At 69.9% G+C, this 9,260-nt stretch carries 8 protein-coding genes and 1 pseudogene; 5 read left to right on the top strand and 4 right to left on the bottom strand.

Translation table 11 applies throughout. The annotated features are described in order from the left end of the window. Positions 1 to 599: 599 nt before the first annotated feature. Positions 600 to 1,091: an SUKH-3 domain-containing protein gene (locus ACTT8P_RS37175; RefSeq protein ID WP_442836216.1), complete on the top strand. Its 492-nt coding sequence runs from the start codon at positions 600 to 602 to the stop codon at positions 1,089 to 1,091. 268 nt (positions 1,092 to 1,359) lie between these two features. Here ACTT8P_RS37175 and ACTT8P_RS37170 read toward each other — a convergent pair whose 3' ends face one another. Both ACTT8P_RS37170 and ACTT8P_RS37165 read right to left on the bottom strand, forming a co-directional pair. After that, the gene (locus tag ACTT8P_RS37170; protein WP_442836215.1) at positions 1,360 to 1,605 is read right to left on the bottom strand and encodes a hypothetical protein; all 246 of its coding nucleotides are present in this window, start codon (positions 1,603 to 1,605) and stop codon (positions 1,360 to 1,362) included. 293 nt (positions 1,606 to 1,898) lie between these two features. Further along, on the bottom strand, positions 1,899 to 3,095 hold the full coding sequence (locus tag ACTT8P_RS37165; RefSeq protein ID WP_442836214.1) for a helix-turn-helix domain-containing protein: 1,197 nt from the start codon (positions 3,093 to 3,095) through the stop codon (positions 1,899 to 1,901). Positions 3,096 to 3,317: 222 nt separating this feature from the next. Here ACTT8P_RS37165 and ACTT8P_RS37160 point away from each other — a divergent pair, with 222 nt between their 5' ends. Then, entirely contained in the window at positions 3,318 to 3,887 is a 570-nt protein-coding gene (locus tag ACTT8P_RS37160) for a hypothetical protein (protein WP_442836213.1), read from the top strand. A 4-nt stretch (positions 3,888 to 3,891) separates the two neighbouring features. Here the strand turns inward: ACTT8P_RS37160 and ACTT8P_RS37155 are convergent, their stop codons facing one another. Together ACTT8P_RS37155 and ACTT8P_RS37150 are read right to left on the bottom strand one after the other, a co-directional pair. Next, complete coding sequence (locus ACTT8P_RS37155; RefSeq protein WP_442836212.1) at positions 3,892 to 5,349, bottom strand: peptidoglycan D,D-transpeptidase FtsI family protein; 1,458 nt, start codon at positions 5,347 to 5,349, stop codon at positions 3,892 to 3,894. A gap of 90 nt (positions 5,350 to 5,439) precedes the next feature. Beyond that, positions 5,440 to 6,213, bottom strand: a complete 774-nt coding sequence (locus ACTT8P_RS37150) for an IclR family transcriptional regulator (RefSeq protein WP_442836211.1) — start codon at positions 6,211 to 6,213, stop codon at positions 5,440 to 5,442. A 103-nt stretch (positions 6,214 to 6,316) separates the two neighbouring features. Here ACTT8P_RS37150 and ACTT8P_RS37145 point away from each other — a divergent pair, with 103 nt between their 5' ends. From ACTT8P_RS37145 to ACTT8P_RS37135, 3 genes and pseudogenes are all read left to right on the top strand, one after another. Then, positions 6,317 to 7,846 (top strand): aldehyde dehydrogenase (NADP(+)), encoded by a 1,530-nt coding sequence (locus tag ACTT8P_RS37145; protein ID WP_442836210.1) that lies wholly within the window; start codon positions 6,317 to 6,319, stop codon positions 7,844 to 7,846. A 94-nt stretch (positions 7,847 to 7,940) separates the two neighbouring features. Beyond that, positions 7,941 to 8,177, top strand: a pseudogene (locus ACTT8P_RS37140) (DsbA family oxidoreductase); the annotation flags it as partial. 5 nt (positions 8,178 to 8,182) lie between these two features. Beyond that, complete coding sequence (locus tag ACTT8P_RS37135; RefSeq protein WP_442836209.1) at positions 8,183 to 9,226, top strand: aminotransferase class V-fold PLP-dependent enzyme; 1,044 nt, start codon at positions 8,183 to 8,185, stop codon at positions 9,224 to 9,226. Positions 9,227 to 9,260 lie beyond the last annotated feature (34 nt).

The following is a 9,260-nucleotide window of genomic DNA, read 5'->3' as shown; positions in this document are numbered from 1 at the left end:
CATCCGCATACCTCATGACGAGGATGTAGCACCGCCAACGCCCGCTGTCACCCCAACCTTTCAACCTCAGCGGCAACACCCACGGATTCCCCCGCACAACCACGGACACCAGCGGAACCCGAAACCACCGCTGATCTGCGAATACGCAGATAGAGAGGGGCCGCGCAGCACACGTACTATGTGCTGGCGGGGGCGACGCCGGTACTCGTCCACAACTGCGGCACCGGTGGTAATGACGATCCCTTGGTGGAGCATGCCAGTGCTATCCGTAACGAGCCGGGTGTGAAGTTCGTTTCAGAGTACACGTCTCCATCAGGGCAAAAGTACTACGGGCGTAATAAGCACGGTGAGACGGCCGATGGCCCCTTGGCGGACGCCCTGGAAGAAGTCGGTCACCATGGAGGCTGTGCCGAAGTGCACTGCCTTATCCAGGCGCAAGCGGCCGAAGGAGCCGCGGCCATCAGGGGCGGTACAATGAGAACGGTGAAATCAAAGAATAACTCTATGCCTACGTCGAACACGACTGGGCACGGTGAGCCAGCTGAACCCTGTGGTCGCTGTGACCGGTTGCAGAAACATCTCGGCATCGGTTAGCTTCCATGATCCGTACTGACCTATTGTGCCCTGATTTGTTGCAGGCGCTTCGCAACTCTGGCTGGTACCCGCAGCGGCAGGTGATCGTCGACCCATGGGTCGACTCCTTGCGGCAAGAAGGGTATGTGCCCAATGCGCAGGCCATGGAAATCCTTGGCACGGTGGGAGGGCTGGCTATTGAGCCGGTCAATCGAGCGGGCCCAAACTTCAGTAATGACGAGCCCTTCAATCTCGACCCGATCGCTGCCGGTGCGGGGCAGCGCGGTCTGGCTGCCGAGATCGAGGAAGCTTTGGGCGGTCGCTATTTCCCGGTCGGCGAATGGCTCAGCTATTCAAGTGTCTTCGTAGAGGCAGGAGGCAGGATTGTGGCAGCCGGTCTAGGATGGATCTGGGAAATGGGCGATACCCTCGAAAGCGCCTTGGAATTGGCTGTTTGCGCGGACCGCCCCTTGGTGTGTCTACACTCCGATCCAGGGTTGGATCCGTGGCCTCGTTGACGTGTTGGTATATGAAAGGACTAATCGCCACTGCTCCGAGGCGCGGACGACTATTATCGTGATCGAGGACGGTCACTGGTGGATCATTTGTGCTGTGGATGTTGCTTTCGGCGTGTGCTGCGGCTGGAGGCAGCGGAGGAAGTGCGCACCGTCTGTTCCAGGTGGGTCTAGGGCATGGGGTGTGCCGGGACCGAGTCTGAGGCCGGTTGCCGCATCTTCTGGTGTCGGCCGATGGTGACTCGCTCCTACGCCAGCACTTGAACGGCGATTACACGTCGCTCTCGTTCCTGCCATCGCAGACCTCGGCGTCCTCAAAAGTGAGCAAGGGCAGGCGTGCGCCGCGGCTCACCGCAATGCGGTGGGTGTTGGTCAGCGCCTCGGTCAGTTGGACTGTCAGGAGGTGCAGTTCACCGGGCGGCCACGCACGGTCGGCGAGGACCCGCTGTGACTCCTCGATCAGTTCGCCGGCCAGGTCGAGTTGCTCCGCCTCCGCCTGGTCGGCGAGGCGTGCCATGAAGCCTGTTCCGTCGCTGGACAGATAACACGGTTTGCCTTCGGGGCCCGCCCAGGGCAGGAGGCGCAAGTCACCCCCTGGGCTCAGCATGCTGTCGCTTCCGCATCGCGCATGCGGAGGTTACTCGCAGGGGCGTGGTGGGCGGTGCCGTGCGGCATGTCGACGCTCCCATCAGGTTGACCACACCCCGGAGCCGTTCGCTCGGTCCCGGAGCTGCTGACGAGGATCAGCATGCCGACTGGTGCTGCCAGGCAGTTGCACCGAACTGTGCAACTGCCTGGCGTCTGGGGCTGCTAGATGCCGACCCATTCCGCGTACTGGGACAGCGAGCTGTTTCGGGCTCGGTCGCGTCGCTTGAGCGCCAGCACCGTATCCCGCACCGTCGGGTGGTAACGCGTCTGCTGCGGTGCGATCCGGCGGGCGCGGTGCAGGCAGTCCAGGGCCTGCTCCGGGTGGTCGGACCAGGCGTGCGCGCGTGCCAGGTCCATCCAGTGATGCCCGGCTCGGGAGCGGGTCCAGTCGCGGGGGATGTGTACGTTCTCGGCCAGTTCGATCGCGCGCCCGAAGTCGTCGGCGTCCGAGGCGATCGCCACGGCATGCACTGCGACGTTCACCGGCCCCCAGGTGACGCCGAAGTCGGGCAACTCGCCCGTGGCCTGGGCAAGCGCACGAGCCTCGGCCAGGCGGGCGTCGGCTTGGTCCCCGTCCTTCATACGACCCGCGATGGTCGCGGCGCGCAGGTGGAGCATGCCCTGCATCGCCTCAATGCCCCCAGGGCGGCGTGACTGCTGGCCGTCAAGGTCCCGCTGAGCCCTGTCGACGACCCGCAGACCCACGTCGTACCGCCCCGACGACATCGTGGTCTGCGCCCGCAGGACGGCATGCATGGCGGCCAGCCCGGGCTCGTCGGCGCGCGGTGCGGTCCAGGCGAGCCGGTCGAGCGCGACGGTCGCCAGATCGAGGAAGCCGAACTTCCACGCCACGGTGAACACACACCGGAACGTCTCCGCCAGACATTCGTAGGCCAGCCGCTGTTCCTCCCGGGCGCTGGTGTGCGCCGCCTGTACCGACTCGTCGATCAGCACGGGCAGTACCCGCACCATGTCCGTGTACTGCGCCTGACGGCGCTGTCTCAGCGCACGCTGGACGTCCGACCAGATCAACAGGGCTGGGCGTGGGGCCGTCGCCCAGTCCAGAGCGATGTCCCAGTTCTCCAGCGCCTCGCGGATCGGCTGGATCAGTGCGTCTATCCGGTCACGGCGCAAATCCTCGGCATAGGGCTGTCCCAGCAGCTCGGACGTGGAGACACCCAGCGCACGGGCACAGGCCGCGACCAGAGCGGGAGACGCGGGCTTCTGTCCGCACTCGACCTTGGAGACGAGGGACTTCGACAGGTGGGCCCGTATCGCCAGTCCCTGCTGCGTCAGACCCCGTTGCTTCCGGACGCGTGCGATCCGGTAGCCGGTGTGTTCCTCGTTGCTCGGCGGCACGGCGGACTCCGTTCTGCGGGGACACCTGGACGGTACCTCTGCCCCATGGTCACAGACCGTCCGAACTGTGCTCATTGCGGCTGCCCGAGGGGCAGTTCGCGGTGAGGCGGTAGTTCGCGGGGGACACGGGTGGCCCGTGGTGTACACGGTCTAGTTGAGCGGAGCGCGACGGTGGGGGATGTGCGGCGGGTAGGGCGTGGTGGGGTCGTTGTCGCCCTGTGCGTGGTGCTGGCCGCGTGTGATGTGGTGGCCGGTGGTGGTGACTCCGCGCAGGATTTGCTGAAGCCGAGTGTTTCCGCGCGGCCGGGTGGTGCGGGCGGTGCTGTGCTCGGTGGGGCGGATGTGGACGGGTTCACGGTGGGCCAGGGGAAGCCGGCCGAGGTCGGCGTCGAGGTGGAGGTCTGTGCTCCGCTCGGCCGTGCGCTGGCCGGTGCGGTCGTCGGCGAGCGCGCGTCCGTCGTGGTGCGGGATGCGTCGGGGGAGGGGGCCGTGGTGCGTGTCGTGGTTGCCGAGTATGAGGGCGGTGAGGCTGCCGGTGCCCTTGACGCGATCGGGGTTGCCTTCGACGGCTGTGTGGAGGGGTTCCGGGGAACGGTCGACGGTGAGCGGCGGGAGTTTGAGAAGGTGACGGCCGCGCCCGCTCCTGACGGGACCGATCAGGCCGTCGGGCTCAAGGCGGGTGACCGGCGGGCCTTCGTGCTGCGGGTCGGGGACACCGTCGCCTACCTCAGTGGTACGCCCGATGTCCCCGACGCCCTGCTCGACGCTCAGCTTCTCAAGTTGCGGGGTTAGCCGGTCAGTCGTCCAGTGCCGCTTCCATCATCGCCTTCGCCACCGGGGCCGCCAGGCCGTTGCCGCTGACCTCCGAGCGGGCCGCGTCGGACTGTTCGACCATGACCGCGACGGCGACCTGCTCGCCGGTGGAGTCATCGGTGGCGTAGGACGTGAACCAGGCGTACGGCGTCTTGCTGTTGTTCTCGCCGTGCTGTGCGGTGCCGGTCTTGCCGCCCACCGTCGCGCCGTCGATCTGCGCGTTGGAACCGGTGCCGTCCTCGACCACCGTCTGCATCGCCGACTGGAGCTGCTCGGCGGTGGCGGAGCTGACGATCCGCTCGGTGGAGGCGTCCTCGTCGTAGTCCTCCAGCACGTCGCCGCCGCTGTCGGTGGTCTGCGACACCATGTGCGGGGAGACCAGCTTGCCGTCGTTGGCCAGGGCGGCCGAGACCATCGCCATCTGCAGCGGGGTCGCGGTCACGTCGAACTGGCCGATGCCGGACAGGCCCGTCTGCGCCTCGTCCATGTCGGACGGGTACACGCTGGTGTACGCCCGTACCGGCACGTCCTGCTCGTCGTCGTTGAAGCCGAACTTCTCCGCCATCGCCCGCACCTTGTCCTGGCCCAGGTCGACGGCCATCTTGCCGAAGACGTTGTTGCAGGAGTACTGGAGCGCCACGCGGATGGTGGCGTTCTCGCAGGGGGCGTTCGGGTTCTCGTTGGAGAGGGGGGTGACGGTTCCGGGGAGGGTGTAGGGGTCGGGGCTGTCGGTTTTCTCGTCGACCGAGGAGTAGAGACCGTCCTCCAAGGCGGCCGACGCCACCACCAGCTTGAACGTCGAGCCCGGTGGCAACGGCTGGCGCAGCGCGCGGTTCGTGAGTGGCTTGTCGTCGTCCGCGTTCAGCTTCTTCCACGCCGTACCGGCCGTGTTGGCGTCGGTGAGCGACGTCGGGTCGTACGACGGGGTGGAGACGACTCCGAGGATCTTCCCCGTCTTGGGGTCCAGCGCGACGGCCGCGCCCTTGTTGTCGCCCAGCGCCTCGTACCCGGCCTTCTGCACGGCCGGGTCGATCGTCGTGATCACGTTGCCCGGGTCGGCCCGCTGGTCGGTGACGGTGTCCAGCACCGTCTTCAGCTGCGGGTCGGTGCCGTTGAGGAGGTCCTCGTAGATGCCCTCCAACTGCGTGGGTGCGTACGCCTGTGAGGCGTAGCCCGTCACCGCCGCGTACAGCTCGCCGTCCGTGTACGTCCGTTTGTAGGCGAGGTCGCTGCCCTCCGTCCGCGCCGATCCGGTGACCGCCTCGCCGGCCACGATGATGTTCCCGAGCGGCCCCGCGTACGTCTGGATCGCGTTGCGCCGGTTGTCCGTGTCGTCCGCGAGCGCCTGGCCCTCGTAGAACTGCACCCAGGTGGCTCGCAGCAGCAGTGCGAACACCAGGAGCAGCGTGAAGACCGACGCGCGCCTGATCGTCTTGTTCATCCCGCTCTGGATGACGAAGGGCGGGAGGGGATCGTTCCCGAGTGTTCCCTCCCGCTCGGTTTCCTCCCGGTTTCTCACCTCCGTCTCATGTCAGAGCCTCCGGGTGGCCAGCGTCAGCCGGTCGCGGGCGTCGAACAGGGCGTCCTTGACCAGCTGCTCGTGGGCCGGGGTGAGCCGGGCCACCGGCACCGAGCAGCTGATCGCGTCCCGGGCCGGGGTGCGGTACGGGATGGCCACGCCGAAGCAGCGCAGGCCCAGCGTGTTCTCCTCGCGGTCCACGGCGAAGCCCTGGTCGCGGATCTGCCGCAGTTCCTCGATGAGCTGTTCCCGGTCGGTGATCGTGTGCTCGGTCAGCGCCGGCAGGGTCTCGGGCAGCAGCTTGCGGACCTGCTCGTCGGTGTATGTGCTCAGCAGCGCCTTGCCGAGGGAGGTGGAGTGGGCGGGCAGGCGGCGGCCGACCCGGGTGAAGGGGCGCAGGTAGTGCTGGGACTGGCGGGTGGCCAGGTACACCACGTTGGTGCCGTCCAGGCGGGCGAGGTGGATGGTCTCGGTGGTGTCGTCGGAGAGGCGGTCCAGGGTGGGGCGGGCCGCCGCGACGACCTCGTCGCCGTCGATGTAGGACGTACCGACCAGCAGCGCCCGGACTCCGATGCCGTACCGGGTGCCGGTCGCGTCCGTCTCCACCCAGCCGAGGTCGACCAGGGTGCGCAGCAGCATGTAGAGGCTGGACTTCGGATAGCCGACGGCCTCCTGGACCGAGGCGAGCGAGTGCATGCCGGGGCGCCCGGCGAAGTACTCCAGCAGCTCGACGGTCCGCACCGCGGACTTGACCTGCGCTCCGCCGCCTGTCTCGGCTGTCGGCATCGGCCTTGACCCCTTCGTCGGACGGGAAATAGTCTCCCGACGTATTCATCCATGGAGACAGCGTTCAGTATATCGAACGTCCCTAGATCTGGAGGGACCCGCGGTGGCAGCAGCACCAGTCTGGAGCGTCGACCCCCGTACCGGGAAGCAGCGGGAACAGGTCGCGGTGGAGGCGACGGCCCAGGAGGTGGACGCCGCGGTGCGCGCCGCGCACGCCGCGCGCGAGTCGCTCGCCGACCGCGCCGTGCGCGCCGCCTTCCTGCGTACCGCCGCCGACGAGCTGGAGGCGGCCAAGGAGAGCCTGGTCGAGGTCGCGGACGCCGAGACGGCGCTCGGGCCGGTCCGGCTGGGCGGTGAGCTGGCCCGTACGTGTTATCAGCTGCGGGCCTTCGCGAAGATCGTCGACGAGGGTGAGTTCCTCGGTGTCGTCATCGACCACCCCGACGACACCGCGACCCCGCCCATCCCGGACCTGCGCCGTTACAAGGTGCCGCTCGGCGTGGTCGCCGTCTACTCGGCCTCCAACTTCCCCTTCGCCTTCTCCGTGCCCGGCGGCGACACCGCGAGCGCGCTGGCGGCCGGCTGCCCGGTCGTGGTCAAGGCCCACCCCGACCACCCGGCGCTGTCCGAGCTGGTCGCCTCGGTGCTGCGGCGGGCCGCCGCCCGGCACGACATCCCCGCGGGGGTGCTGGGTCTGGTGCACGGCTTCGAGGCCGGTGTCGAACTGGTCCGGCACCCGCTGGTCACGGCGGCCGGGTTCACCGGCTCGGTGCGCGGCGGCCGGGCGCTGTTCGACGCGGCGGCGGCCCGCCCGGTGCCGATCCCCTTCCACGGCGAGCTGGGCTCCCTCAACCCGGTCGTCATCACCGAGGCCGCGGCGGCCGAGCGCCCCGAGGCGATCGGTACCGGGCTGGCCGGGTCGATGACGATGGGCGTCGGGCAGTTCTGCGTCAAGCCCGGCCTGGTCCTCGCCCCCGCCGGCGCGGCCGGCGACCAGCTCGTCAAGTCGCTCACCGAGGCGGTCAGCGACACCGACGCCGGTGTGCTGCTCGACCACCGGATGCGGGACAACTTCCTGGCCGGTGTCGCCGAGCGCACCGAACTGCCGGACGTCGAGTCCCCGGTGACGCCGGGCGCGGGCGGCGAGCACACCGTCAGCCCCGGGTTCCTCACGGTGCCGGCCGGCAAGCTGGCCCAGGAGGGCGCCTACGACCTGCTCCTGGAGGAGTGCTTCGGGCCGGTCACCGTCGTGGTGCGCTACGCGGACCAGGCCGAGGCCGAGGCCGTGCTGTCCCGGCTGCCGGGCAACCTGACGGCGACGGTGCACCTGTCCGCCGCGGAGGCGGCCGGCGAGGGGCGGGGCAGGGAGATCCTGGCGGAGCTGACGCCGCTGGCCGGGCGGGTGCTGGTGAATGCCTGGCCGACCGGGGTCGCGGTGGCGCCGGCGCAGCATCACGGGGGGCCGTACCCGGCGACCACGTCGACGTCCACGTCGGTGGGCGGGACGGCGATCGAGCGGTGGCTGCGGCCGGTGGTGTACCAGAACACGCCGGAGGCGCTGCTGCCGGCGGAGTTGCGGGACGCGAACGAGCTGGGGCTGCCTCGGCGGTTCAACGGGCGGCTGGAGCGGTAGTTCTGCGGGTGCGGGTGCGGGTGCGGGTGCGGGTGCGGGTGCGGGTGCGGGTGCGGGTGCGGGTGCGTCGGGGTACTCGCGCCCACGCGGCGGAGCCGCCGGGCTGGACGCCGACGGCGCCCGCGCGGTGCTCGCCGATCCCGGTGCCCACGCCGACGACGTACGGGCCGACGTGCGGGAGGCCGCGCGGCTCGGCGCGCGGGGCGTGCCGTTCTTCGTCCTGGACCGGGCCTACGGCGCCTTGGGCGTCCAACCGGTCGAGGGCTGCGGGCCCGACGGCTGCGCGGCGGTGAAACCCGATGGACGGGGCGCCCTCGGGGCCGCACAGTAAGGGGCATGGAGACCTTCGAGAGCCTCGTCCGCGCCGAGTTCCGTCCGAAGAGCACCTATCTCAACACCGCCAGTACCGGGCTGCTGCCCGCCCGCAGTGTGGTCGCGATGCGGGACGCGGTGGCGTCCGTGGCGGCCGGGGAGCCGGCCGACATGTTCGCCGACGTGGAGGCGAGCCGGGCCGCCTTCGCCCGGCTGGCCGGGGTCGGCGCCGACCGGGTCGCGGCCGGGGCGTCCGTCGCCGTGTACAGCGGGCTGATCGCGGCCGCGCTGCCCGCGGGCGCCGAAGTGGTCACCGCGGAGGGGGACTTCAGTTCCCTGGTCAATCCCTTCCACGTGCGCGGCGACCTGAAGGTGCGGGCCGTTCCGCTGGAGCGGCTCGCCGAGTCGGTGGGGCCGGAGACCGCCCTGGCCGCCGTCAGCGCGGTGCAGTCCGCCGACGGCCGGGTCGCCGACCTGGCCGCGCTGGCCGAGGCCGCCCGGTCGCACGGGGCGCGCACCCTCGTGGACGCCTCCCAGTCCGCGGGCTGGCTGCCACTGGCCGCGGACGGCCACGACTTCGTCGTCAGCGTCGGCTTCAAGTGGCTGCTCGGCCCGCGCGGCATCGCGTTCCTCGTCGTCCCCGAGGACCTCGGCGGTCTCACCCCCCTGTTCGCGGGCTGGGTGGCGGGGGAGCACCCCTGGGACAGCACGTACGGGCCGGTCGGGGAACTCGCCCGGTCCGCGCGGCGGTTCGACGAGAGCCCGGCACTGTTCTCCTACGCCGGCGCCCGGCACTCCCTCGCGCTGATCGAGGAACTGGGGGTGGCCGCCGTGCACGCCCACGACCTCGCGCTCGCCGACCGGTTCCGGGCGGGCCTGCGGAGGCTGGGCCACGAGCCGGTGCCCGCGCCGGGGTCGGCGATCGTCTCGGTGCCCGGCCTCGGGGGGCGGCAGGAGGAGCTGGACCGGGCCGGGATCATGGTCTCCGACCGGGCGGGCCACCTGCGGACCGCCTTCCACCTGTACAACACGGACGCCGATGTCGACCGGCTGCTGAACGCCCTGTAGCCGCACGACTGGGCCGGTGCCGCGTCCCGTACGG

This window comes from Streptomyces sp. JW3 (assembly GCF_052216785.1).
Taxonomy (GTDB): Bacteria; Actinomycetota; Actinomycetes; order Streptomycetales; family Streptomycetaceae; genus Streptomyces.
This window is presented reverse-complemented; position numbering and strand designations above follow the sequence as displayed.